General features: G+C 62.0%; 23 protein-coding genes. 11 read left to right on the plus strand and 12 right to left on the minus strand.

The genetic code is table 11. The features are described from left to right. Positions 1-22 precede the first annotated feature (22 nt). From H3028_RS07290 to H3028_RS07300, 3 genes are all read left to right on the plus strand, one after another. Positions 23-646 (plus strand): LemA family protein, encoded by a 624-nt coding sequence (locus H3028_RS07290; RefSeq protein WP_181296372.1) that lies wholly within the window; start codon positions 23-25, stop codon positions 644-646. Then, positions 643-1,401 (plus strand): YgcG family protein, encoded by a 759-nt coding sequence (locus H3028_RS07295; RefSeq protein WP_181296373.1) that lies wholly within the window; start codon positions 643-645, stop codon positions 1,399-1,401. Before H3028_RS07290 ends, H3028_RS07295 begins: the two co-directional genes overlap by 4 nt. A gap of 146 nt (positions 1,402-1,547) precedes the next feature. Beyond that, a complete protein-coding gene (locus H3028_RS07300) occupies positions 1,548-2,165 on the plus strand; it encodes a TPM domain-containing protein (RefSeq protein WP_181296374.1) in 618 nt (205 codons plus the stop codon). A 44-nt stretch (positions 2,166-2,209) separates the two neighbouring features. Here the strand turns inward: H3028_RS07300 and H3028_RS07305 are convergent, their stop codons facing one another. Continuing rightward, positions 2,210-3,487 carry a tetratricopeptide repeat protein gene (locus tag H3028_RS07305; RefSeq protein WP_181296375.1) on the minus strand — a complete coding sequence of 426 codons (1,278 nt, stop codon included), beginning with the start codon at positions 3,485-3,487 and terminating at the stop codon, positions 2,210-2,212. Between the two features lie 111 nt (positions 3,488-3,598). Between H3028_RS07305 and H3028_RS07310 the strand changes: the two genes are divergently transcribed. Beyond that, on the plus strand, positions 3,599-4,672 hold the full coding sequence (locus H3028_RS07310; RefSeq protein WP_181296376.1) for a GlxA family transcriptional regulator: 1,074 nt from the start codon (positions 3,599-3,601) through the stop codon (positions 4,670-4,672). Between the two features lie 100 nt (positions 4,673-4,772). Here the strand turns inward: H3028_RS07310 and H3028_RS07315 are convergent, their stop codons facing one another. Further along, complete coding sequence (locus H3028_RS07315; RefSeq protein WP_181296377.1) at positions 4,773-6,740, minus strand: AAA family ATPase; 1,968 nt, start codon at positions 6,738-6,740, stop codon at positions 4,773-4,775. Positions 6,741-7,232: 492 nt separating this feature from the next. Between H3028_RS07315 and H3028_RS07320 the strand changes: the two genes are divergently transcribed. From H3028_RS07320 to H3028_RS07330, 3 genes are all read left to right on the plus strand, one after another. Next, on the plus strand, positions 7,233-7,454 hold the full coding sequence (locus H3028_RS07320; protein WP_181296378.1) for a hypothetical protein: 222 nt from the start codon (positions 7,233-7,235) through the stop codon (positions 7,452-7,454). Between the two features lie 195 nt (positions 7,455-7,649). After that, positions 7,650-8,126 (plus strand): FecR domain-containing protein, encoded by a 477-nt coding sequence (locus H3028_RS07325; protein ID WP_181296537.1) that lies wholly within the window; start codon positions 7,650-7,652, stop codon positions 8,124-8,126. A gap of 5 nt (positions 8,127-8,131) precedes the next feature. Beyond that, positions 8,132-8,722: an OmpA family protein gene (locus H3028_RS07330; protein ID WP_181296379.1), complete on the plus strand. Its 591-nt coding sequence runs from the start codon at positions 8,132-8,134 to the stop codon at positions 8,720-8,722. A gap of 6 nt (positions 8,723-8,728) precedes the next feature. Here the strand turns inward: H3028_RS07330 and H3028_RS07335 are convergent, their stop codons facing one another. The 6 genes from H3028_RS07335 to H3028_RS07360 all read right to left on the minus strand — a co-directional run bounded on the left by H3028_RS07335 (position 8,729) and on the right by H3028_RS07360 (position 15,535). Beyond that, positions 8,729-10,837 (minus strand): CHASE2 domain-containing protein, encoded by a 2,109-nt coding sequence (locus tag H3028_RS07335; RefSeq protein ID WP_258237724.1) that lies wholly within the window; start codon positions 10,835-10,837, stop codon positions 8,729-8,731. A gap of 44 nt (positions 10,838-10,881) precedes the next feature. Continuing rightward, the gene (locus H3028_RS07340; protein WP_181296380.1) at positions 10,882-11,262 is read right to left on the minus strand and encodes a RidA family protein; all 381 of its coding nucleotides are present in this window, start codon (positions 11,260-11,262) and stop codon (positions 10,882-10,884) included. A 105-nt stretch (positions 11,263-11,367) separates the two neighbouring features. After that, on the minus strand, positions 11,368-13,476 hold the full coding sequence (spoT, locus tag H3028_RS07345; protein WP_181296381.1) for a bifunctional GTP diphosphokinase/guanosine-3',5'-bis pyrophosphate 3'-pyrophosphohydrolase: 2,109 nt from the start codon (positions 13,474-13,476) through the stop codon (positions 11,368-11,370). Positions 13,477-13,535: 59 nt separating this feature from the next. Beyond that, positions 13,536-13,799: a DNA-directed RNA polymerase subunit omega gene (rpoZ, locus tag H3028_RS07350; protein WP_025240123.1), complete on the minus strand. Its 264-nt coding sequence runs from the start codon at positions 13,797-13,799 to the stop codon at positions 13,536-13,538. Positions 13,800-13,975: 176 nt separating this feature from the next. Next, positions 13,976-14,596, minus strand: coding sequence for a guanylate kinase (gene gmk, locus H3028_RS07355; protein ID WP_181296382.1), 621 nt, complete (start codon positions 14,594-14,596; stop codon positions 13,976-13,978). Between the two features lie 75 nt (positions 14,597-14,671). Continuing rightward, complete coding sequence (locus H3028_RS07360; protein ID WP_181296383.1) at positions 14,672-15,535, minus strand: YicC/YloC family endoribonuclease; 864 nt, start codon at positions 15,533-15,535, stop codon at positions 14,672-14,674. A 211-nt stretch (positions 15,536-15,746) separates the two neighbouring features. Between H3028_RS07360 and rph the strand changes: the two genes are divergently transcribed. Together rph and H3028_RS07370 are read left to right on the plus strand one after the other, a co-directional pair. Next, a complete protein-coding gene (gene rph, locus H3028_RS07365) occupies positions 15,747-16,469 on the plus strand; it encodes a ribonuclease PH (RefSeq protein WP_181296384.1) in 723 nt (240 codons plus the stop codon). A gap of 16 nt (positions 16,470-16,485) precedes the next feature. Then, entirely contained in the window at positions 16,486-16,854 is a 369-nt protein-coding gene (locus H3028_RS07370; protein WP_181296385.1) for a DUF4870 domain-containing protein, read from the plus strand. A gap of 57 nt (positions 16,855-16,911) precedes the next feature. On the opposite strand, the gene H3028_RS07375 is transcribed toward H3028_RS07370, so the two are convergent. After that, positions 16,912-17,691, minus strand: coding sequence for an exodeoxyribonuclease III (locus H3028_RS07375; protein ID WP_181296386.1), 780 nt, complete (start codon positions 17,689-17,691; stop codon positions 16,912-16,914). 84 nt (positions 17,692-17,775) lie between these two features. Here H3028_RS07375 and pyrE point away from each other — a divergent pair, with 84 nt between their 5' ends. Together pyrE and H3028_RS07385 are read left to right on the plus strand one after the other, a co-directional pair. After that, complete coding sequence (gene pyrE, locus H3028_RS07380) at positions 17,776-18,417, plus strand: orotate phosphoribosyltransferase (RefSeq protein WP_181296387.1); 642 nt, start codon at positions 17,776-17,778, stop codon at positions 18,415-18,417. Between the two features lie 379 nt (positions 18,418-18,796). Beyond that, positions 18,797-19,387 carry a DUF4124 domain-containing protein gene (locus tag H3028_RS07385; protein WP_181296388.1) on the plus strand — a complete coding sequence of 197 codons (591 nt, stop codon included), beginning with the start codon at positions 18,797-18,799 and terminating at the stop codon, positions 19,385-19,387. Between the two features lie 73 nt (positions 19,388-19,460). Here the strand turns inward: H3028_RS07385 and argB are convergent, their stop codons facing one another. The 3 genes from argB to dut form a co-directional block, all read right to left on the minus strand. Continuing rightward, on the minus strand, positions 19,461-20,360 hold the full coding sequence (gene argB, locus H3028_RS07390) for an acetylglutamate kinase (protein WP_181296389.1): 900 nt from the start codon (positions 20,358-20,360) through the stop codon (positions 19,461-19,463). Between the two features lie 15 nt (positions 20,361-20,375). Then, on the minus strand, positions 20,376-21,767 hold the full coding sequence (gene algC, locus H3028_RS21070; RefSeq protein ID WP_219919998.1) for a phosphomannomutase/phosphoglucomutase: 1,392 nt from the start codon (positions 21,765-21,767) through the stop codon (positions 20,376-20,378). A 1,231-nt stretch (positions 21,768-22,998) separates the two neighbouring features. After that, positions 22,999-23,454, minus strand: coding sequence for a dUTP diphosphatase (dut, locus tag H3028_RS07400; RefSeq protein ID WP_168425417.1), 456 nt, complete (start codon positions 23,452-23,454; stop codon positions 22,999-23,001). Position 23,455 lies beyond the last annotated feature (1 nt).

Genomic DNA, 23,455 nt, shown 5'->3' on the forward strand with positions numbered 1-23,455 from the left:
TTCCTGTACCCTGGATTTTTGGATGGACGAGCGAATCATGCAGACGCAGCGTTATCGAATCACCGGACAGCTGATGGTTGTCCTATTCATGTCCTGGCTGTTGGCCGGCTGCGGCATCAATAACATCCCCCAGTACGACGAGCAGGTGAAGTCCGCCTGGTCCCAAGTGGAAAACCAGTACCAGCGCCGCGCCGACCTTATTCCCAATCTGGTCGAGACGGTCAAGGGCTTCGCCCGTCAGGAACAGGAAACCCTGACTGCAGTTACCGAGGCCCGCTCGAAGGCAACGTCGATCCAGATCAGTGCCGATGATCTGGACGATCCGGAAAAACTGCAACGTTTCCAACAGGCGCAGAATCAACTGACCGGTGCCTTGAGCCGTCTGATGGCGGTTTCCGAACGATATCCGGACTTGAAATCCAATCAGAACTTCCTCGCGCTGCAGTCGCAGCTCGAAGGCACCGAGAACCGTATCTCCGTGGCGCGCCGTGACTTCATCGCTGCGGTTGAGCGTTATAACACTGAGATCCGGACGTTCCCCGGGCGTATCTGGCACACCCTGATGTACAGCGACATGCCGATCCGCGAGAACTTCGAGGCGACTGCGGAGAACGCCGAACAAGCGCCGCAAGTGCAGTTTCAATGACCTTCCGGTTCCCACTGATCCTGGCCCTGTCGCTCTGGGCCAGCGGCGTCGTCGCCCAGCAAGCGGAACTGCCAGCGCTGACTGGCAGGGTGGTTGATCAAGCCGAGCTGCTCGATACGCAGGCCGAAGCGCGTCTGACCAGCATGCTCGCCGCTCACGAGGAGGCCACCAGTGAACAGGTCGTGGTGGTCACCGTGCCTGATCTGCAGGGGCAGGGTATCGAAGAGTTCGGCGTTCAGCTGGGCCGGGAATGGGGCATCGGTCAAAAGGGCGAGGACAACGGTGCCCTGCTGATCGTCGCCCGCGATGACCGCAAGATCCGTATCGAGGTGGGCTACGGGCTCGAGGGACGGCTGACCGATGCGCAATCGTCGGTGATCATCAACCGGATCATTACGCCGGCCTTCCGCGAGGGCGATTTCACCGGTGGCATTACCGAGGGCGCCGCGGCAATGATCCAGGTACTTGGCGGCGATCCACTGCGCACTGCTGACATGCGCCCAGCAATGCCGATGGGCGCGCAGGAGCCGGGTGGCCTCGGCATTCTCGGCTTCTTCCTGATGTTGGTGGCGATCTTCGTGATTGGGGGTGGCCGCGGTGGCCGTGGCGGCGGACGCGGCGCCGGCCGCGCGCTGCTGCTGGGTGCCTTGCTCGGGGGCATGGGCCGTGGCGGCGGAGGCGGTGGCTTTGGCGGCGGCGGTTTCGGCGGCGGCGGTGGTGGCTTTGGCGGCGGTGGCGCCTCCGGCGGCTGGTGATCAGCCCTGAACGAGCCTCACCAAAAGCACAACAAGGCCACACACTCTGCTGAATTCGCGTGATGGGATGGCAGCTGGTCCACGAACCGATGCGTACCCAATCACCTGATCAGAATGACGAGAGCCTCATCAATGATGGAAACGCAATGACCCTTTTGACCGAAAGCGAGCTGCAGCAAGTGGCCGAAGCGATCGACCGTATCGAGCGGGACACCGATGCCGAGCTGGTAACGGTGTTGGCAGCGCAGGCCGATGACTATCGCTATATCCCGTTGCTATGGGCGAGCCTGATCTCGCTGCTGTTGCCCGGCGCGCTGCTGTTTTTCAGCGGCTGGCTGGCCGCCTGGCAGCTGCTGCTGGTGCAATGGCTGACCTTTATCGTGCTAGCGGTGATATTCCGTATGCCCAAGCTAACCAGTCGGTTGATCCCACGCTCGGTCCGCCATTGGCGGGCCTGCAACCTGGCGCGGCGACAGTTCATCGAACTGAACCTGCACCACACCGACGGCGGGACCGGCATGCTGATCTTCGTCTCCGAGGCCGAGCGTTATGTGGAGATTCTGGTGGATCGAGGCATTTCCAGTCGTATCGATAACAGTGCCTGGGAGTCGATTGTCGCGAATTTTACCGGGAAGGTGCGCGACGGGCAGGTGCTTCAGGGCTTCCTGGGCTGTATCGAGGCCTGTGGCTCGCTGCTCAAGCAACACGTCCCGGCTACCCATGAGCGCAATGAGCTGCCCAACCATCTAGTAGTGCTGCCCTAGAAACCAAGAAGGGGGATGCCCGCGTTGCGGACATCCCCCTTGCTTCAGCGCACACTGCGCTGTTGGGCCAGGAGCTCGCGTTCGCGAAGTAGTGCGCGGACCAGTTTGTCCTGATCGCTGCGGCGGGCTGCGGCAATCAGTGTCTGATCGATCAGGTCACGCTGGGCATGACTGCCGCCGAACAGGTGGGCCTGGCTTCGCACCGGCCGCAGCAAGTCCACGCAACGCCTGTACTCCCCATCGACGAATGCCACTATCGCTTCCACGCCCGGCGCACCGATCAAATGAGTGAAGCGCGCGTTATCATCATCCTTCCTACACGCGCGTCGCTGTGCTTCGCGCAGTTGACCGAGCAGGTCTTCGCGACCGCTGCGGGCAAAGGCCATCGCCGCATGGAAGTCGTTGAAGGCGTATCGGCCATCCGTCGCCATCGCTGCCCAGCGCTCGGTCACGCCGGCCCAGCGATCGCCGACCTCCGCGCCTCGCAATTGCAGGCGCCAGAGCATCGAGCTGGCGTCGACTAATTCCAATGCTAGAGCGCTCTCGTGGCCGGCAATCGGCCCGTCAAACAATGCCAACACAGTGTCGAACTCGTCCTGTTCCAGATAATGCAGCGCCAGGTGCCACCAATTGTGCACGGCGAGCATGCTGTCCTGTTGCCAGGCAGGACTACCGCGCATCCAAGCGATGCCTTCCTCGCGGCGACCCTGCATTTCCAGCACATGCGCAACAGCATGCTGCGCCCAGGCATCGTCGGGTTGCAGCGACACGGCTTCGCGGCCATACCGCTCGCCCCGCTGATAGTCACCGGTTTCTTCCAGCCCGAAGGCGTACATACCGAGCATGGCGTGATAACCGGGCACCGCTGGCGACCAGTCCGGCAATACCCGTGCGATGCGGTCACGCAACATGCGTGCATCGCCGGTGAAGAAATCCAGCTGATGGCCGGCTTGCAAGGCCAGCAAGTCATGGGGGTAATCGAGGCTGAGGTCTTCCAGTGTGCGCCCCGATGCGTGCCAATGGCCGTCGACCAGCAGCTGCAACGCCTGGATATGGCGTGCCTCGCGGTCGTTGTGCGGCAGTGCGCGGGCGCGTTCAAGCGCAGCCTGCGCAATCGGCGTCGCAGCCGCTTCGGTGCCTAGCAGGTAAAGCCAGGCATGCAGGATGTGGCCCATCACCAATTCAGGGGAAGCCTCGACAGCGGCTTCGGTGCTTGCCAGCGGATCGGTGCGCAGGCAGCGGAACTGCGAGAGGGCCTGCTCGAGCAAAGCCTGTGCCTGGCTGTTGCAACCGGTCAGTTGGTATCCATGCGCGTCTTTCATTGTTCTATGCTCCAGGAGTCCAGTTCGCTGGCAGGGGCCAGCGGAGCCATAGTCGTGGTTACGGGCGAGTCGGACCAAAGCGATCTTGGAAACAATACGGCCATTTCCGCCATGACTCGTTCAGATACTGCTAAGAGCCTGCCACCCCTGACCGTTGCCCTGCTGGCAACACCCGACACCACGGCATCGACCCTGTTCGGACTCTACGATTTGCTGCTGGGAACCCGCCGTGATTGGCAGCAGTTGATGAACCAGGTAGACGTCGAGTCGCCTTTCGCTCCGCTGATTGTCAGCCGCGATGGCCTGCCGTTGCGGGTGTACAACGACGTACCGATCCACCCTCACGCGAGTCTGGATGACGCCCCGCCGCCAGACGTGCTGATTATCAGTGATCTGGCGATCAGCCCTTGGGAGCCCCTGGACGATCGTTATGACCGCGAGGCGCGTTGGATGCGCGAGCGCTACGAGGCCGGAGCGACACTCGCGGCCGCCTGTTCCGGGGCGAGGCTGCTGGCGCGTACGGGGCTGCTGAAAGGTTGCGAAGGCACCTCTCACTGGGGCTACTGCGACTGCCTGCGGCGTGAATATCCGGACGTGCACTGGCAGCCGGACAAGGCGTTGGTCAATGCCGGTGTCGGGCAGCGGCTGGTGATGTCTGGCAGCGGCAGTAGCTGGCATGCGCTGGGGTTGTTTCTTATCGCCCGCTTCGTTGGCGCCAGAGAGGCCATGGAGGTCGCACGGATGAACCTGTTCGACTGGGATGCGACCAGCCCGTTGGCCTATGCCGCGATGATGCGCACCAGTCAGCTGGCCGATCCGGTCATTGCCCGCTGTCAGGAGTGGGCGGCACACCATTACAGCGCTGTAGCGCCTGTCGCGGCGATGGCGCGTATCAGCGGCTTGCCGGAGCGGACGTTTCAGCGGCGCTTCGCTCTGGCCACCGGCCTGACACCGCTGGATTATGTGCATACGCTGCGGCTGGAAGAGGCCAAGCAGCTGCTGGAGAGCAGCATCCTGGCCGTGGAGGCGATCGCCTGGGAGGTGGGCTACCAGGATGCGGGCTTTTTCGGTCGTCTGTTCCGACGCAAAGTGGGCCTTACGCCAGCCCAGTACCGCCGACGCTTCGGCATGTTGGCGCGGCGGTTAGCCGGTGTAGCGACTTTGACGGACGCGGCAATCGGCTGAGGTGGGTTCGTGACGAGACGAGGCAGCGCACCGGCGTGTTTCGCATCAGAGGCCGCGCTTGGCCGCTGCCCTGCGGCCGTTGCGAGTAAGGATCGCCGGCTCAGATCATCCCTGGGCCGTCGTCGTCTGGCTGTTCCGGCAATGCCAGTTCGAAGCGATCGGCATTGTCCAGGGCACTGGCAGCGACACGATCGATGCTGCTCATGGCGTGACCGATGATTGAGCTGACGCTGGCCTCGTGATGTTGCTCGGGCAGGCGCTCGATGGCTGCGAGTACCTCTTCGCCGGGCACGGTTTCGTCGGCCAGCAGCCGGTCAGCGATCTCATCCAGCGCAGGTTTCAGGCGCTGCAGCAGTGCCATGCAGTCGCGGTCCAGCTGCTTGAGCAGATTATCCGCCGCGCGAATGGAGTCGCCCGAATCGAACTCAATATGCGCGTCACGCACGGCCTGCAGGCTCAACAGCGAACCGCTCGGCCCCATGCCCAGCGCGCCGACCATCGACAAGGCGATCTTCGAGGCCTCCTGCAGATCTTGCCCGGCACCGGATGAGACCTCGTGGAAATACAACTGCTCGGCACCGCGGCCGGCCAGCAACATCTGAATGCGGTTGCGCAGCTCGGACTCCATGTGCAGGCGTTTGTCCTCCACCGGCGTTACCAGCGTCACGCCCAGCGCTTGGCCGCGCGGTAGAATGGTGACCTTTTCCACCCGGCCGACTTTCAGCGCGGCGGCGACCAGCGCGTGACCGGCTTCGTGCACGGCGATGCGTTTGCGATCAGTGGCCGACATCGGCGTGACACCCGAAGGCTGCTCGCCGATACGGCAGGTTTCCACGGCATCGACAAAGTGCGCCATGCTCACTTTGCTGGCCGCGCCTCGTGCTGCGAGCAATGCTGCATGATTGGCGATATAGGCGATGGCGGCGGGCGTCAGACCGACGGTGTTGCGCGCCAGTTGCGCGAAATCCAGGTCCTGCTCGGCGCGGATCTTCCCTGCGTACAGGCGAAACAGCGCTTCACGATCGTTGAGTCCCGGCAGACCGACGGCGATTGAGCGGTCGAAGCGGCCTTCGCGCACCAGCGCCGGATCCAATGAATTAGGGAAGTTGGTCGCACCCAGCACCAGCACGCCGCTGGCGCCGTCGAAGCCGTCCATCTCGGCGAGGAACTGGTTGATGATCCGGTTGCTCTCGGCATCGCTCGAGCGCTGTTGCTCGGCGCGCTTGCCGATGCCATCGATCTCGTCGATGAAGATGATGCACGGCGCTTGCTTGCGCGCAGTGCGGAACAGCGCCTTGACCTTCTGGATGCCCACGCCGAAGTACATCGAGGAGAAATCGCTGCCTGTGACCTGGATGAAGCTGGCGTTGGATTCGGTCGCCAGCGCCTTGGCCAGCTGGGTCTTGCCGGTACCGGGTTCGCCGGTCAGCAGTACGCCCTTGGGTGGGCGGGCGCCCAGCGCCGCATAGGCGGCGGGGTTGCGTAGATAGTTGGTGACATCGGTGAGTGCCTGCTTGGCTTCGCTGGCGCCGATCACGTCGGCAAAGCTGATGCCGCTACCCTTGCGCTGCACCTGGAAGGCCTGATTTTTAACCACCAAATAGATAAGCGCGCCGACCAACAGAAGGATGAACGGCGCATAGGGTACTACCGACTTGTACCAGGGCGCCTCACCGTCGGTTTCGAACAGGGTCAGGGGGAAGAGCAGGCCCTCGCTGCTGGCGTAATGGTTGAGTAGCAGCTGGGCCACACGGCCGGATTGATCCGGCACCCAGTACCGCAAACCATCGTTCCGGCTGATGTAGACCGCATCCTTGCCGAGCGCGGCACTTGAAATGGTCGCGCCACGCAGATCATTCATGAGCACCGAAAGGTCCTGGCGGTTGGTTTCCCAGGGATCGGTGGATTCCCGCAGGGCCTCGAGCATGCTGGCGGCAACGCCTGTCGAAGGCGTGGCCGGGACCGCAGGCTTGAGCTGCCAGTAGGCCACACAAGCAGCGATGACCAGCACCAGCAAAACGGATAGCACAGGGCCGCGACGACCTTGTAGCAGACGTGGTGTTTTCATTTCACATCCAATCGGGGAAGCCCGATGTTCGACAAACAACCGCCTTGAAAGGCGGACCACAGTTATTCACGGGGAAGCCCCGCAGGCGCCAATTGGGTGGCGCTGGGCAGTGCGCGCTTGTGGGATGCGATTTATATGCCGGACTGCCGATCGGGCACTTGGGCTCCGATAGCCGGCGAGGATACGGCAAGTGCCATTATGCGCGTGGCGTTGCGACGAATGGCGGGCCGGTTTTCGACGAATGACCATTCGGTCGTGGAACGAAATGCTTACGGTGGGCTACAGATTCACGAGCCCCGAGCGAGGCTGATTGGCGGATTTTCAAAACCTCCGCAGGGACGCGCGCCGCCTGGCGAAGCTCATGTCATGACGTTTTCGCAAGGGCAAACATCGTTTCCGATGAGCGGGCTGCTGGACGTCGGACGTTTAGCGATTTCATTGAAGATTCGTAGTACATAGCCTGCCTTTCGCAGTCAGAGCAGTACCCGCACCATGTCTACCCTCACTGAGCTGGCGCAGCAGATCGCGTCGCTGTATCCATTGCAAGACAAGTCCGCCGGCAAGCGTTACCGCATTGTCAGTCAGCTGGCAGGTATGACCGAACTGGAAGAGATCAATGGCGCGCCGCGCTATGTCGATACTTGCCAGCTCGCTGATCAGAACCTGTGGGATGGTGGCACCGCGCTGTCCGCTGGGCGATTCGCTTCCGCCTAGCCCACGCCTTTCTCCGAAGCGTCACGGCGCGGCCCGAGAGGCCACTCTGTGGGGCAGGTCTCGCCGTTTCGCTTGTATTTCGCAAAGGTCATCCGGCATTCTGCAGCGTTCGCCTGACGCGCGCGTCAGGCCACCGATAAGAGTGCCTCGGGCAGTGATCGAAAGGTTGGCGACCCGTTACGGAGACTGGAAGTGATGATGTATGAAAGCAGCTTCGCCATGCTGAAGAGCGCCCGATCGATGCTGATCGTCGCTCTGCTGGCGCTGCCCTCGTTGGGGCAGGCGCAGGAATTGAGCGAGCCGATCGGCTACATCATGAAGGTGAAGGGCGAGGCGACGGTTACCAGCCGCGGACAGACGATCGACGCGGCCGTCGGCCAGGCCGTGATTCTCGGCGCGGTGCTGCGTACCGGCGCGCAGGGCTCGATGGGCGTGACGCTCAGCGATAACACGGTGATGTCCTTAGGCCCCAACAGTGAATTCACTCTCGATGAATACGAGTTCGAACCCATCCGCGAGGAGCTGCGGCTGAGCGCCCGCATCAGTCGCGGTACGTTGAATTTCATTTCTGGCGTGATCGCCAAGCTCAAGCCCGAGGCGGTCGAGCTGAAAACCCCCACAGGTACCATCGGGGTGCGCGGTACCCACTTCCTGGTGAAGGTCGGCCAGTGATAAAGATGCTGCGATATGGATTCATACTGCTGTGTTTCGTTTTGTTGTCGGGCTGCGTGACGGGAGATTATGTGGTGCTGTTGGAGAGCCCGGACGGCACTACCGGCGCGGTGCTGGTGGAGGACGCCAATGGCCAGACTCGCCTCGATCGTACGCACCAGGCTGTGGCGATCGGCGGCCGCGGGCCTGGCTCGCGCCCGTTCAATATCGGCGAGCGGCGCATTACCCATGATTTCTCCGAGGCGCTGGCCGCCCAGCCGACCTTGCCACAGCGCTTCCAGCTGTACTTCCAGATCGGGAGCGCCGAGCTGACCGAGCAATCGCAGCGAGCCATCGAGCAGGTTTTCGAGGCGATCCGCTTGCGCGGGCCGTCTGCCGTCTCGGTCATCGGTCATACCGATACGCTAAGCGGTCCGGTCTGGAACGAGCAGCTGGGGCTGATCCGTGCTCAGGCGATTGCGGACATGCTGCGCAGCCGAGCCATGGAGGTGATCGAGCTGAGCGTTTCCTCGCATGGCGAGCGCAACCTGTTGATCGATACGCCGGATGGCGTGTCCGAACCGCGCAACCGCCGGGTCGAAGTCAGCGTTCGCTGAGCTGCTTCACTTTTCCGTCATCAGGATGCGCTCGCCTCGCTGTCCGGCCCGTAGCCGCTGCAGCTGGTAGTGCACCAAGGCGTCATCGGGTCGCTCGGCGTGCAGCCGTTCGAAGGTCTCGGTAGCCTCTTCATGTTCGCTAGCGAGCAGCGCATAGGCTGCGTCATAGCCGCAGTCATCCTTCGTTTCACAGGGCTCGTAAAGGCGGATCTGTCGCGCTTTACCCTTGAGCAACACATCGCCGACGGCGCGCATCGGCACGTTCGGATTGGCTGCGCGGATGGTTTCCGAGACACAGAGCTCAGTGCCCAGATAGCGGTTCATTCCTTCCAAGCGCGCCGCCACGTTGACCGCATCGCCCAATGCGCGGTAATCGAACAGGGTTTCGCCACCAAAGTTGCCGACGACGACCTCACCGCTGTGCGCGCTGATGCGCGTGCGCCCGAGTGGGATGCCGGCAGCATGCTGGGCAGCCGTGAAGGTTCGGGTGAAACCGCGAATCTCTAATGCACAAGCTAGGGCGCGCCGTTGGTGGTCAGGCTGCACCAGAGGGGCCGAGAAAAGGATCGCCATGCCATCACCAACGATGCGCTCGAGCGTGCCTTCGTGGCGGAAGGCAATTTGAATGATGCCCTCCAGATATTCATTGAGCATGCCCACAACCTGCTCCGGTGACTGCCGCTCCATCAGGCTGGTGAAGTCGGTGATGTCGGTGAAGACGAAACTGCAGCAGCGACGCTCACCGCCGAGCTGCAGCTGCTCGGGATGGCGGACCAGGTGGTTGACCAGGTTCGGCGAGATATAGCGTGAGAATGCATTGCGCACCCAGCGTTGTTGCTGTTCACTGGCGCGGTGTCGTGCGAGGCTGGTGCCGAGGTAGATCAGCAACAGGCCAATCGATAGCGTGAGCGCATCGAGCAGCAGCCCGTGCCGCGAATAGGCCCACCAGGCTGCGGCATGCAGCGCCGCCACCATTGTTGCGGCGACCCAGGCGGCGGTGAAGGCACCGTTCCTCAGGGTCAGAAGACACAGCATCAGGCCAGCCAGCAACAGCGTAAGCGCCTCGACCGAACTGGCCCAGAACGGGCGCTGCAGTGGCGTGCCGGCCAATGCCTGTTCGATTGCCTGGGCATGCACCTGGACGCCTGGAATCATCCCTCCGAGTGGACTGAAACGAAGATCCTGCAAGCCCTGAGCCGAGCTGCCGATCAACACGATGCTGCCCTCGAATGGCTCCATAGACGCCCCGTCCAGCACGCGCCAGGCGGGCACCGTCTGTGCGATCAGGTCGCGGCGATAGTGCAGCCAGAGCTCACCCCGGCGGTTGGTGGGAAGAATCAATCGACCGATTCTGACCTGCTCGACCGCACCGCCCGCCGCGGTCTCGATGCGATAGTGGTTCTGTCCGAGATAGACCCGAAGCGCTTCGGCAGTCAGTGAGGGGAGTAGGTGCTCGCCGACGCGAATCATTACGGGCACACGTCGCACCACGCCATCGGCATCGGCCCTGAAGGCCATGGCGCCGCTGCCGACGGCAGCCCTCTCGAGTAAAGGGAGCGCGCTGGTGGTCCCGGCGTAGACAGAAAAGCCAGGCGGTTTCGCGCCCGCGTGCGATTGGATGCCAAAGCGGCTTAGCGGTGTGATCGGCGAAGGTGCGCGTGTGGTGGCGAAGCCGAGGACGCTGGGCTGGTGCTCGAGCGCAGCGGCGAAAAGCCGGTCGTGGTTGGGCAGGGTGCCGAGCGTTTCGGCGAGGCCGGCTGGCAGCTTCAGCTGGTTTACAAGACGGTGCGGGGAGCTGCGGTCCGGCTCGGCGAATAGCACATCGAACACCACCACCGCGGCGCCGGCATGGCGCAAGCGTTCCACCAACTGCGCCAGCAGATCCCGTGGCCAGGGCCATTGTCCGAGGCGTGCGAGACTGGCTTCGTCGATGTCCACCACCCGAACCACGGTCTGCGCGGGTGCTGGCCGAGGCTGCCAGCGTTGATACTGATCGAACAGGCTGTTGCGCAGGCTTTGCAGCATCAGCGGTTCGGTTAGATATAGCGCGCAAGCAGCAAGCAATCCGGCCATCGCGAGCAGCAGGCGCGGCGCCCGAATTCGGGGCGGTATCATCAGTCGCGCTCCCCGCAACCGGCCGGTTGGCTAGGCTGGCTGGCTCAGTCGAGCACCAAAATAGCGTCCATTTCCACCTGTGCGGCCTTTGGCAGCGCGGCGATGCCGATGGCGGCGCGGGCCGGGTAGGGCTGCTGAAAGTAGCGGCTCATGACTTCGTTGACCGTGGCGAAGTTGCCCAGGTCGGTGAGGAAAATGTTCAGCTTGACGATGTCTTTCAGCGAGCCGCCGGCGGCTTCGGCTACCGACTTGAGGTTCTCGAATACTTGTACGGTCTGCGCTTCGATGCCCTCCACCAGTTCCATGGTCTTTGGGTCGAGGGGGATCTGCCCGGACATGTAAACGGTATTGCCGGCCTTGATCGCCTGGGAATAAGGGCCAATAGCCGCGGGCGCGTTGTCGCTGTGAATCACGGTCTTGCTCATGGGGGTGCTCCTGGTAGAAGAATGCAGCCCCAGAGCATACGGGCTGAGGCGGGGTTGCAAAAGCCCTACGCTCGGTATCCGGGTAGACAGGGTGGGCGCGTCGAATCAGGCTTTCATTCGGGTGATGCGCATGACGCCCTTAATTGCACGAAGCTTCTTGATTACGCGGGCCAGGTGCACGCGGTCATGCACGCTGACGACCAGTTGAACGACGCTGATGCGGCCGTCGCGCTCATCCATGCCGATCTTCTCGATGTTGCCGTCGGCGGCGTTGACGCTACCGGCCAGCAGGGCGATCAGGCCGCGCTGGTGTTCCAGCTCGACGCGCAGTTCAACGTTGAACTCACCAGTGACATCCTTGGACCAGGATAGCTGGATGCATTTGTCCGGGTTGTGGCGGACCTCGGCAATGTTCCGGCAGGTGTCCAGGTGCACCACCATGCCTTTGCCGGCGGATAGATGGCCAACGATGGGATCACCTGGGATCGGCGTGCAGCATTTGGCGTAGTTGAGCACGAGGCCCTCGGTGCCGCGAATGGCCAGCGGTCCCTCGACGCTCGGTGCCTGCTCGCCTTCACTGGCCAGCAAGCGTCGGGCGATCACGTAGGCCATGCGATTGCCCAGACCAATGTCCTCAAGCAAATCCTCGACCACTTCCATATGGTATTCATTGAGCACTGTCTGGATGCGCTCAGGGGAAATCCTGTCCAGATTGGTTTCAAACCCGGTGAGCACCTTGTTCAACAGGCGTTCGCCGAGGTTAATCGACTCCGAGCGGCGTTGCAGTTTGAGCGCATGGCGAATGTGTGTACGCGCCTTCCCCGTGACCACGAAATTAAGCCACGCCGGATTTGGCCTTGCGCCGGGCGCGGTAACGATCTCCACGGTGCTGCCGCTTTCCAGGGCTTGCGACAGCGGTGCCAGGCGACGGTTGACGCGGCAGGCGATGCAGGTGTTGCCGACGTCGGTGTGCACTGCGTAGGCGAAATCCACGGCAGTCGAGCCCTTGGGAAGCTCCATAATGCTGCCCTTGGGTGTGAAGACATAGACCTCATCCGGGAACAGATCGATCTTCACGCTCTCGATAAATTCCAGTGAATTGCCGGCGCGCTCCTGCAATTCCAACACGCCCTTGACCCATTGCCGCGCGCGGGCGTGCGTGCCCTTGGACGTCTCATCGTCGTTCGATTTGTACAGCCAGTGTGCGGCGATGCCGTTGTTGGCCATCTCTTCCATCTCGCGGGTGCGAATCTGGATCTCGATGGGCACGCCGTGCATACCGAATAGCGTGGTATGCAGCGACTGATAGCCGTTGGCCTTGGGAATCGCGATGTAGTCCTTGAAGCGACCGGGCAGCGGCTTATAGAGGCTATGCACCGCGCCGAGCACTCGGTAGCAGGTGTCAACCTTGTCGACAACGATGCGGAAGGCATACACGTCCATGATCTCGTTGAATGCCTTGCGCTTGCCGCGCATCTTCTTGTAGATGCTGAACAGGTGCTTCTCGCGGCCCATCACCTCGCCTTCGAGGCCTTCACGCTCGAGGCAGTGGATCAGTGACTGTTCGATCTTGTCGACGATCTCGTTGCGGTTGCCGCGAGCGCGGCGGACGGCGGCGCGGATGCGTTCCGAGCGCATGGGATGCATGGCCTTGAAGCCCAGGTCTTCGAATTCCACACGCATGGCATGCATGCCCAGCCGGTTGGCGATGGGCGCGTAGATTTCCAGGGTTTCCTTGGCGATGCGGCGGCGCTTTTCACCGGCGAGCACTTCGAGCGTGCGCATGTTGTGCAGACGGTCGGCGAGCTTGACCAGAATCACGCGTATGTCGCGCGCCATGGCCATGGCCATCTTCTGGAAGTTTTCGGCCTGGGCCTCGGCCTTGGTCTCGAATTTCATCTGGGTCAGCTTGCTGACCCCGTCCACCAGCTCGGCGACGGTATCGCCGAACTGCGCGCTGAGCGCTTCCTTGGCGATACCGGTGTCCTCGATGACGTCATGCAGCATCGCGGCCATCAGGCTCTGATGGTCCATATGCATATCAGCGAGGATGTTGGCTACTGCGAGGGGGTGGGTGACGTAGGCTTCACCGCTGCGCCGGCGCTGGCCGTCGTGGGCCTGCTCGGCATAGAAATAGGCACGGCGCACCAGGTTGACCTGGTCTGCGCCGAGGTAGGTCGACAGGCGATCAGCAAGAACGTCTATGGCTGGCAAGGTGTTGCTCCTTGCCGGCTGGGCGCTGTGTTTGCGGTTCGACTTCGACCTGGCATTAATCAGAGGGCCTCGTTTGACTCTTCCTCGTACTGCACGAACAGCGGCTCGTCATCGACGATATCGTCTTGGGCGATGACATCGTAATCCACCAGGCCGGAAGCGATTTCACGCAGGGCAACCACGGTCGGCTTGTCGTTTTCCCAGGCCACTTTCGGCTCCTTGCCGCCGGTAGCCAGCTGACGCGAGCGTTTGGTGGCGAGCATGACCAGCTCGAAGCGGTTATCTACGTTGTCCAGACAGTCTTCAACGGTAACGCGGGCCATGGTGTTCCTCATCAATAACGGTAAAGCATGCCCAAATGGGCGAGCGGACGGGATAGTCTAAAAAATCACCAGCCAATAGGGAAGCGGTAAAACGTCCCGCGCCTAGGCTCAAGGTGTCGTGAGGCTCCGTCAGGCCGACCAGCGTAGCTGGCGCGGCCTCGTAATTGCGGGCTGACTCAGGCCAGCAGTTCCTCCAGCAGGCGGCGGAAACGCTTCTGCTGAGCGGCTTGCAGCAACTGGTTGGCGCGGAAAATCGCCTGTAGATCGATCAGGGCGTGGGCAAAATCATCGTTGATGACCAAGTAATCGTATTCGACATAGTGGGTCATTTCGCTGACCGCCTCGCGCATGCGCTTCTCGATCACATCATCGCTGTCCTGGCCGCGGTTGGTCAGCCGCTGGCGCAGCGCCTCTTGAGTGGGCGGCAGTATGAAAATCGATTTTGCCTGCGGCATCAGTCGGCGGACTTGCTGAGCGCCCTGCCAATCGATTTCCAGAATCAGGTCGTAGCCCTCGCTCAGGGTCTGCTCAAGCCAGCGCTGCGATGTGCCGTAGAGGTTGCCGAAGACCTCGGCGTGCTCGAGAAACTCACCATGTTCAAGACGCTCAAGGAAGTCCTCACGGCTGACGAAATGGTAGTTGACCCCGTCGACCTCGCCCGGACGCATGGGGCGTGTAGTGTGCGAAACCGAAACCCGGACCTGCGGCTGCGCATCGAGCAAGGCCTTGACCAGGCTGGTCTTTCCGGCCCCGGAAGGCGCGGAAACAATGTAGAGCGTACCGGTGGAGGCTGACATGTAATTCTCTGTACGGTTGCTAAGGTATGCCTGGCGCGCGGACGGTCGATCCGCCATTCAAGCCAAGCGTAGTTGCTATTCGATGTTCTGGACCTGTTCGCGCATCTGCTCGATGAGCACCTTGAGGCTCACCGCCGCCTGCGTGCTGCGTGGGTCGAACGCCTTGGAGCCCAGGGTATTGGCTTCGCGATTGAGCTCCTGCATGAGGAAGTCCAGGCGCCGCCCGGCAGCGCCGCCGGACTTCAGTACCCGGCGCACTTCGTTGACGTGAGTAGTCAGGCGGTCAAGCTCTTCGGCGACATCGCTCTTCTGCGCTAGCATCACCATTTCCTGCTCGAGGCGCTGCGGATCCAGTTCGACGCGCATGTCCGCACAGCGTTCGAGGATCTTCTGGCGCTGCGCGGCGAGCATCTGCGGGACCTGCGAGCGTAGCGTGGCGGTTTCCTCGGTGATCGCATCAAGGCGTTCATTGATGAGTCGGGCCAGCTCCTCACCCTCGCGTTGACGGCCGCTTTTCAACTCCGTCAGGGTGTCGTGGAACAGTTGCAGGGCCGCGCTGTTGAGTGCTTGCGGATCGGCCGAATCGCCCACCAGCACGCCAGGCCAGGAGAGCACTTCCAGTGGGTTGATCGCGGCGGGCTGCTTGATCAACGCCGCGAGGTTTTCCGCTGCGGCAATCAACTGTCTGGCGCGATCACTGTCCACCTGCATCGAGCGGCCAGAGGCGTCCTCCGCAAAGCGCAGCGTGCATTCGACCTTGCCGCGCGAAAGACCCTTGCGCAACGCGTCGCGGACCGCACCTTCCAAGTCTCGGAATGCGTCCGGCAGGCGCAGATGCGGCTCCAGATAGCGGTGGTTCACCGAGCGGATCTCCCAGCTGAGGGTGCCGTGGCCGCCGGCCTGCTCGGCGCGTGCGAAGGCCGTCATGCTGTGGATCATTGGGTAACCCCCTCGGTGCGGTGCGAAAGGCGAAGGATTGTAAAGGAAAAACGCGCATTGGCGTACGCGCATTGCCTTGGTAGGCGCCTGGTTCGGTGGGGGCGGCCAGTTTACGTGAAAGGCGAAGTGCAGAATGGCTCGGCGGTGGCCCTCATCCCGCCCGACACCTCTATAATGGGCGCAACTCATTCCCAGAAGCAGGACAAGTCCCATGAAGCGACCCAGTGGCCGCGCCGCCGACCAGCTGCGTTCGATCCGCATCACCCGCAACTACACCAAGCATGCCGAGGGTTCGGTGTTGGTGGAGTTTGGTGATACCAAGGTGATCTGCACTGCCAGCATCGAAAATGGCGTGCCGCGTTTCCTCAAAGGCCAGGGCCAGGGTTGGCTCACGGCCGAGTACGGCATGCTGCCCCGCGCCACGGGCGAGCGTAACCAGCGTGAAGCGAGCCGCGGCAAACAGGGCGGCCGCACCCTGGAGATCCAGCGGCTGATCGGGCGCTCGCTGCGTGCATCACTGGATATGAGCAAGCTGGGCGAGAACACCATCTATATCGATTGCGACGTGATACAGGCCGATGGCGGCACGCGCACTGCCTCGATTACCGGGGCGATGGTGGCACTTGTCGACGCTCTGAAATTGTTGAAGAAGCGCGGTGGGCTGAAGGGCGGCGATCCGCTCAAGCAAATGGTTGCCGCGGTTTCAGTAGGGATCTACCAAGGTGAGCCAGTGCTCGACTTGGATTATCTGGAAGACTCGGCCGCCGAAACCGATCTGAATGTCGTGATGACCAGTGCTGGTGGTTTCATCGAGGTGCAAGGAACCGCTGAAGGTGCTCCCTTCCAGCCGGAAGAACTCAACGCCATGCTCGCGCTGGCGCAAGGCGGCATGAAAGAGCTGTTTGCCCTGCAACTGGCTGCGCTCGCCGACTGAGCCGAAGGAGAACGCCATGTCCGACCAAGAACTGATGCCGCAGCCCTCGCCGCAAGCGCGGCAGTGGGCAATGTTCTGTCATTACTCGGCGTTCTTCTGGTTCCTGGTGCCAATGATCGGCAACGTGCTGGGCCCGTTGATCGTCTGGCAATTGAAAAAGGACATGGACCCTTTCGTCGATGAGCAGGGAAAGGAAGCGCTGAATTTCCAAATAACTTTCAGCATTCTGCTGATGATTTGCGGCGTGCTGGCGTGGATTCTGATCGGCTTTCCGCTGATGGCGTTGATTAGCGTGGTGGCGTTGGTGCTGGTGGTGATTGCCGGCATTCGCGCGAACGAAGGCAGGCCTTATCGCTATCCGTTCTGCTGGCGGATCGTCAAATAGCCTGAAGCCTTGTAGGCAACAGAGCCTAGCAACGCCCAGCTCTGGCTCGCTCCCGGCTTAAAGGCTCAGCGTCCAGTCGTAATCGACCACCAGCGGGGCGTGTTGCGAGAAGCGCGGCTGACGCGGCAGGCGGGCGTTACGCACGAAGCGGCGCATGCCCGAGGTAAGGATCTGATAATCGAAACGCCAGCCCAGATTGAGCATCTGTGCCTGTTCGGTGTCCGGCCACCAGCTGTACAGGTCACCCTCGCGGCTGGCTTCACGTAGCGCGTCGATATAGCCCATGTTGCCGAATATCTCGTCAAGCCAGGCGCGCTCAGGCGCCAGGAAACCGGTGGATTGCTGGCAGTCGCGCCAGTTCTTCACGTCCAGCTTCTGATGAGCTACATGCAGCGAGCCGCAATAGATGTATTCGCGGCGCTTGCGGCGCTGCTTGTCCAGGTAATGGGCGAAGTCGTCCATGAACTTGAATTTCTGGTTCAGTTCTTCATCGCCGCCGCGCCCGGTGGGCAACAGTAGGCTGGCGATACTGACCTTGTCGAAGTCGGCCTGGAGGTAGCGGCCGTAGCGGTCGGCAGTTTCGAAACCGAGCCCCATGATCACGGCTTTCGGCTGCAGTCGAGAATACAGCGCAACGCCGCCCTGTTCGGGGATTTCCGCGTCGACCGTGTAGAGAAAATAGCCATCGAGCTGGTAGGCCGGATCGTCGAGTTCTACTACGGAGGCGCGGGTATCCTGCAGGCAGATGACATCGGCATTCTGCGCTTGCAGCCAGCTGAGGAGACCCCGCTGTGCCGCCGCTTGAATGCCATTCACGTTGACGCTGATGATCCGCATAAATGGCCCCTAAAAACACGTGCGTGTATGATAACCCAAGCTCTTTGTAATTAGCTAAACCAGTGTCTTCCGGGAATATTCTTCATGCAGGCGTACCAGCGGGACTTCATTCGCTTCGCCATCGAACGCGGTGTTCTGCGCTTCGGTGAGTTCACTCTGAAATCCGGGCGCACCAGTCCTTATTTTTTCAATGCCGGACTGTTCAATACCGGCTCGGCGCTGGCTCAGTTGGGGCGCTTCTACGCGGCGGCGGTGGCCGACAGCGGCATCGACTTCGATGTGATCTTTGGCCCTGCCTACAAGGGCATCCCGCTGGCGGCGGCAACGGCGATCTCTCTGGCCGAGCACCATCAGCGCGACCTGCCCTGGTGCTTCAACCGCAAGGAGGCCAAGGATCATGGCGAAGGCGGCACGCTGGTGGGCTCGCCGCTCACCGGGCGCGTGCTGATTGTCGATGATGTCATTACTGCCGGAACGGCCATCCGTGAGGTCATGCAGATCATCCGTGCGCAAGGCGCGGAGGCGGCAGGCGTGCTGATTGCGCTCAATCGGCAGGAGCGCGGGCAAGGCGAATTATCGGCAATTCAAGAAGTGGAACGGGACTACGGGATGCCTGTTGTGAGCATCGTTTCGCTGGCTCAGGTCTTGGACTTCCTGGCTCAGGACGCGCAGCTCCGGCAGCATCTGCCAGCGGTCGAGGCGTACCGCGATCAGTACGGGATCTGAGTCGGTTTTTATCGAACTGGCCATCATGAGTCTGAGCATCGATGGCGGTGTGATGCTTGGACGGTGTTCTGCTTTGTCAGCTACTGACGATTTAGGACCGCCCCGTGAGCTCGGCCTGCGCAATACAACACCGCTGGCGATGGCTGTTTCCCGGTCCGGCTCGCTCGACTGTCCGATACGGTCAAGCGCCTAGTTTCTGACCGCTCCGCGCTGGATGCCGGTTGTCGTCTGAACGCTGCAGGGCAGGGCCGGTAATCGTCAGTTGGTGTGCTTATTGCTGCGCACGTGCAGCGGCTTTGTATAAGCTCGGCGCGACATAAAAATATCAGGCGTTTCGGTGCGCTGTGCCGGTGCGAACTGGATACGAAGGGGCAGGAATATGCGAGTAGGGAGCAGGGTCAGGGTGCTGTTGATGTGCGGCCTGCTGGTGTCAGTAGCCGCGCAGGCTGAGCTGTATCGCTATGTCGACGACAAGGGAGTGGTAGTACTCAATCGTCAGGGCGTTCCGCCCCAGCACATTGGCAAGGGCTATGAAGTGCTGAATGACCAGGGCCGCGTCACTCGCGTGATACCGCCTGCGCCGACGCCCGAGGAGCGTCAGCGGCTACTCGAAGCCAAGGCGCGCGCCAATTCGGATGCTCAGCTGTTGCGTCTGTATGCGAGTGTCAAGGATGTCGAGCGCGCCAAGGCGCGAAAGTTGTCGGAGCTCGACAGCGTGATCGGCGTCACTCGGGGCAATCTGCAATCGCTGCGTACCCAGCAGGCGAATCTGCAGAGCCAGGCGGCCGGGCACGAGCGCGCCGGGCGTGAGGTGCCCGAACAGCTGCTGACGCAGATCGATAATCTCCGCAAAGAACAGGCCAGCCTACGGCGCGATATCGAGCGCTACAACCAGGCCCGCAAACAGGCTGAAGCCAGTTTCGTCCGGGAGCACCAGCGAGTCGGCGAGCTGCTCGGGCAATCCAGGTAGGTTCGAATAGCGACCGATAAAAAACCCAGCATTCTCAACGAAAGCGCTGGGTTTTTGCGTAGCGATCCGGTACCTACTTGCGGTTGGTGATCAGGGTGCCGACGCCGATGTCAGTGAAGATCTCCAGCAATACCGCATTGGGCACGCGGCCATCAATGATATGCGCACTGTGCACGCCCCCCTGGACCGCCTCGAGCGCGCAACGGATCTTCGGTAGCATGCCTCCGTAGATGGTGCCATCGGCGATCAGCTCGTCGACTTGCACTGTAGTCAGCCCGGTGAGGACCTGCCCCTGCTTGTCCATCAGGCCGGCGATGTTGGTTAGTAGCATCAGTTTTTCCGACCTGAGCGCCTCGGCTACCTTGCCTGCCACCAGATCAGCGTTGATGTTGTACGATTCTCCATCGGGGCCGACGCCGATCGGCGCGATGACCGGGATGAAGTTGCCGCGCACCAGCATCTCCAGCAGCTCGGTATTCACGCCGGTGACCTCGCCGACGTGGCCGATGTCGATGATTTCCGGCGAGGTCATCTCGGCTGTCTGCCGCGTGGCCTTGAGCTTCTTGGCGCGGATCAGCTTGGCATCCTTGCCGGTCAGGCCGATAGCGGCGCCGCCGTGCTGGTTGATAAGGCTAACAATGCTCTTGTTGACCTGACCGCCAAGCACCATTTCAACAACATCCATGGTCTGGCTGTCCGTGACCCGCATGCCATCGATGAAGTGGCTTTCGATGTTCAGGCGCTTGAGCAGATCGCCGATCTGTGGGCCGCCGCCGTGAACCACTACCGGGTTGATGCCGACCGCCTTCATCAGCACGATGTCGCGGGCGAAGCCGGTTTTCAGCTCCTCGCTTTCCATCGCATTACCGCCGTACTTGATGACCAGCGTCTTGCCGACGAACCGGCGAATATAGGGCAGCGCTTCGGACAAAACCTGGGCGAATTGGGTGGCGGCTTCACGGCTGAGGGTCATGCAAGGCTCCGCAAATCAGAACGGCAGGGTGAGGTCAGGCGCGACAGTATAAAGCTGCGCGCGGAAGACTTCCTGTATGCGCTTGAGTTCTTCCTCGCTTTCGGCTTCGAAACGCAGCACCAGCACCGGTGTGGTGTTGGACGCGCGAACCAGGCCCCAGCCTTTCGGGTAGTCGACACGCACACCGTCGAGCGTGGTGATGTTGGCCTCGCCCCAGTGAGCGTCGCGATGCAGCGCTTCGATGATGGTGAACTTGCTTTCCTCGGTGACCGTGATGTTGATTTCCGGAGTCGACAGGTCATTGGGGAACGCCGAGAAAACCTGCTCGGCACTGCGCTTGTCCTGGCTGAGGATCTCCAGCAGCCGCACGGCGCTGTAGATGCCGTCGTCGAAGCCGTACCAGCGCTCCTTGAAGAAGATATGGCCGCTCATTTCGCCAGCGAGCAAGGCACCAGTTTCCTTCATCTTCTTCTTGATCAGCGAGTGGCCGGTCTTCCACATCACCGGGCGACCGCCGTAGCCGCTGATCAGCGGGGTCAGGCGGCGCGTGCATTTGACGTCGAAGATAATGTCGGCGCCCGGGTTGCGCGAGACCACATCCTTGGCGAACAGCATCAGCAGGCGGTCGGGGAACACCACGGTGCCGGCATTGGTCACCACGCCGACGCGGTCACCATCGCCATCGAAGGCCAGGCCCAGGTCGGCATTCTCCGACTTGACCTTGGCGATCAGGTCTTCGAGGTTTTCCAGCTTGCCCGGGTCTGGGTGATGGTTGGGGAAGTTGCCGTCGACATCGCAGAACAGCGGGATGACCTGGCAACCCAGGGCTTCGATCAGTTGAGGGGCAATGACACCGGCCACGCCGTTGCCGCAGTCGACCACCACCTTGAGCGGCTTGGCCAGCGCTACGTCGTCGCGGATGCGTTTGAAGTAGCTTTCCAGCACATCGACCTGTTCGGCTTGGCCGACGCCTTCGTTGAGATTGCCAGTCTCGATGCGCTGGCGCAGCGCCTGGATCTGCTCGTTGGCGAGGGTGTCGCCGGCGATGACGATCTTGAAACCGTTGTAGTCCGGCGGATTGTGGCTGCCGGTAAGCATGACTCCGGACTTGCCGGCCAGCACGTTGGCCGCGTAATAGAGCACAGGCGTCGGCACCATGCCGACATCGCTGACACTGCAACCGCTATCCACAAGCCCCTGAATCAGGTGCTGAACCAACTCCGGGCCGGACAGCCGGCCATCGCGGCCAACCGACACGTTCGGCTCGCCCTGGGCCAGGCTCTCGGAGCCGACCGCGCGGCCTATCCAGTAAGCGGTATCGTTGGTCAGGGTGTCGCCGACCACGCCACGGATATCGTACGCACGGAAGATGCTGGCAGGCAGTTGCGGGGCTTTGGGGGCACTCATTGCGGTTTCTCGCTCCTTGGTGTCGAGGCCAAGCCAGTCCTGGTCCTCGTCGAGAATGTCGATGTCGAGAATATCGGTGTCCTGGAACAGGGGATCGACGTACTCGGTGGATTGGGCTTGCCGAACCGCTGGCGGCGGCGTGGCTGGCGCTTTGACCTTAGCCGGCCCAGCAGCTCGCAGCGGCAGGCGGACTAGGCTCTTGGCCAGCGCATCGAGCGCCGGCAGGCTCAAAGTCGGTGTTTGGATGGTCTTGCCGGTGGAGAGTTCCTGGACCATCCGGCCCAAATGCATGACATCTTCACGAAGCCGCCGCTGCTGGGCGCTCAGTACCATCTGTAGTCCCAGCAAAAGACCGCAGAGTGCAGCCAGTGCGGCTGCGAGCAACGGCAGGGGGGGCGGTACCGTGGCGCTTAGTGCTGCGCCAGGCAGAAAGCTGAGTTTCCAGTTCGGGTTGGTGGACGGCAGATTGATCGCCTCGCTTTCCTGCCCCGCATCGCCCCGTTGGGAGAGCAGTTGTGCCGGGCCGTTACTGAATTGCTGAACCAGCCGAAGCTGGCCGGCTTCGGCCGGCAGCTTCGGCAGCGTAGCCAGGAAGCGTTCCAGGCTGGTCACCATCAGCAGTGTCCCTTCGACCGGCTCTTGCTGGCTTGGGCGCAGGGCCACAGCGCTGTATAGCAACCAGCGATTACCGACTCTGAACGCCTCGGGTGCTGGATGACCGCCGTTTTCCGCCCGCTGCAGTAGATCGAGTGCGGCGAAATTCAGCGGGCCGGCACGGTCAGGATTCTGCCGAGCCTGACCACGCAGGCTGATATGCGCATCGATCACGCCGTCGCGATAGCCCAGTTCACGCTCGGCGGCACGTATACGCACGGGCTGCTCGCTGCGCAGGGCAACAAGCAGCTGAGGGTCACGGGCGGCTGCCTGGGTATCGTCGGCAAGCTGCCGCAGCGCCTGCTCGACGGCCGAGGCTTGGCTCTGGCTCCAGGCCTCGGCCAGTTCGGATACATGCTGCCGCTGGCTGGATTGGTAAGCGATCCAGAGCAGCGCGCCGGCGGCAGCGAGCCCCAGCAAACCCGGCAGCAGGCCGGGCACCAGCGTCTTGAGGCCTGCGCTACGGCGGGGCGGTGAGGAGGTGGCATCGGCGGGGTTGAGTACGCCGGCGTCCTTGGCGGTGCGCTTGAAGAGTTTCATGGAGCTCCTCGAATCGTCCTTAAAAAGCGGGCCTGGCTCAGTGGCTGCCGGAGTGACCGAATCCGCCTGCGCCGCGGTCGCTGCTGTCGAACTCGTTGACCAGTTCGAATTGCGCCTGGATCACCGGCACCAGCATCAACTGCGCAATGCGCTCGCCCACCGCAATGTTGAAACTCGACTGGCCGCGGTTCCAGCAGGACACCATCAGTTCGCCCTGGTAGTCGGAATCGATCAGCCCGACCAGGTTGCCGAGCACGATGCCGTGCTTATGGCCGAGCCCGGAGCGCGGCAGCACCAGCGCCGCCAGATTCGGGTCGGCGATATGAATCGACAGTCCGGTGGGGATCAGTAGGGTCTGGCCCGGCTCGAGTGTGGTATCGGCTTGCAGCATGGCGCGCAGGTCGAGCCCGGCGGAACCGCTGGTGGCATATTCGGGCAGGGGGAAATCCCGGCCGAGGCGCGGGTCGAGGATCTTCGCTTGGAGTTTGTGCATG

The organism is Pseudomonas sp. Q2-TVG4-2, from assembly GCF_013620795.1.
In the GTDB taxonomy this organism is placed as follows: Bacteria; Pseudomonadota; Gammaproteobacteria; order Pseudomonadales; family Pseudomonadaceae; genus Stutzerimonas.

Excerpts from the sequence above, each read along its gene's own strand:
- H3028_RS07340 (WP_181296380.1), bottom strand. The coding sequence starts at position 11,262 with ATGAGCAAGACCGTGATTCACAGCGACAACGCGCCCGCGGCTATTGGC.
- H3028_RS07315 (WP_181296377.1), bottom strand. The coding sequence starts at position 6,740 with ATGAAAACACCACGTCTGCTACAAGGTCGTCGCGGCCCTGTGCTATCC.
- H3028_RS07335 (WP_258237724.1), bottom strand. The coding sequence starts at position 10,837 with ATGATACCGCCCCGAATTCGGGCGCCGCGCCTGCTGCTCGCGATGGCC.
- dut (WP_168425417.1), bottom strand. The coding sequence starts at position 23,454 with ATGCACAAACTCCAAGCGAAGATCCTCGACCCGCGCCTCGGCCGGGAT.
- H3028_RS07375 (WP_181296386.1), bottom strand. The coding sequence starts at position 17,691 with ATGCGGATCATCAGCGTCAACGTGAATGGCATTCAAGCGGCGGCACAG.
- H3028_RS07310 (WP_181296376.1), top strand. The coding sequence starts at position 3,599 with ATGACTCGTTCAGATACTGCTAAGAGCCTGCCACCCCTGACCGTTGCC.
- H3028_RS07305 (WP_181296375.1), bottom strand. The coding sequence starts at position 3,487 with ATGAAAGACGCGCATGGATACCAACTGACCGGTTGCAACAGCCAGGCA.
- rph (WP_181296384.1), top strand. The coding sequence starts at position 15,747 with ATGAAGCGACCCAGTGGCCGCGCCGCCGACCAGCTGCGTTCGATCCGC.
- gmk (WP_181296382.1), bottom strand. The coding sequence starts at position 14,596 with ATGTCAGCCTCCACCGGTACGCTCTACATTGTTTCCGCGCCTTCCGGG.
- argB (WP_181296389.1), bottom strand. The coding sequence starts at position 20,360 with ATGACCCTCAGCCGTGAAGCCGCCACCCAATTCGCCCAGGTTTTGTCC.
- algC (WP_219919998.1), bottom strand. The coding sequence starts at position 21,767 with ATGAGTGCCCCCAAAGCCCCGCAACTGCCTGCCAGCATCTTCCGTGCG.
- H3028_RS07325 (WP_181296537.1), top strand. The coding sequence starts at position 7,650 with ATGATGTATGAAAGCAGCTTCGCCATGCTGAAGAGCGCCCGATCGATG.
- H3028_RS07330 (WP_181296379.1), top strand. The coding sequence starts at position 8,132 with ATGCTGCGATATGGATTCATACTGCTGTGTTTCGTTTTGTTGTCGGGC.
- H3028_RS07295 (WP_181296373.1), top strand. The coding sequence starts at position 643 with ATGACCTTCCGGTTCCCACTGATCCTGGCCCTGTCGCTCTGGGCCAGC.
- H3028_RS07360 (WP_181296383.1), bottom strand. The coding sequence starts at position 15,535 with ATGATCCACAGCATGACGGCCTTCGCACGCGCCGAGCAGGCCGGCGGC.
- H3028_RS07385 (WP_181296388.1), top strand. The coding sequence starts at position 18,797 with ATGCGAGTAGGGAGCAGGGTCAGGGTGCTGTTGATGTGCGGCCTGCTG.
- pyrE (WP_181296387.1), top strand. The coding sequence starts at position 17,776 with ATGCAGGCGTACCAGCGGGACTTCATTCGCTTCGCCATCGAACGCGGT.
- H3028_RS07320 (WP_181296378.1), top strand. The coding sequence starts at position 7,233 with ATGTCTACCCTCACTGAGCTGGCGCAGCAGATCGCGTCGCTGTATCCA.
- H3028_RS07300 (WP_181296374.1), top strand. The coding sequence starts at position 1,548 with ATGACCCTTTTGACCGAAAGCGAGCTGCAGCAAGTGGCCGAAGCGATC.
- H3028_RS07370 (WP_181296385.1), top strand. The coding sequence starts at position 16,486 with ATGTCCGACCAAGAACTGATGCCGCAGCCCTCGCCGCAAGCGCGGCAG.
- H3028_RS07290 (WP_181296372.1), top strand. The coding sequence starts at position 23 with ATGGACGAGCGAATCATGCAGACGCAGCGTTATCGAATCACCGGACAG.
- rpoZ (WP_025240123.1), bottom strand. The coding sequence starts at position 13,799 with ATGGCCCGCGTTACCGTTGAAGACTGTCTGGACAACGTAGATAACCGC.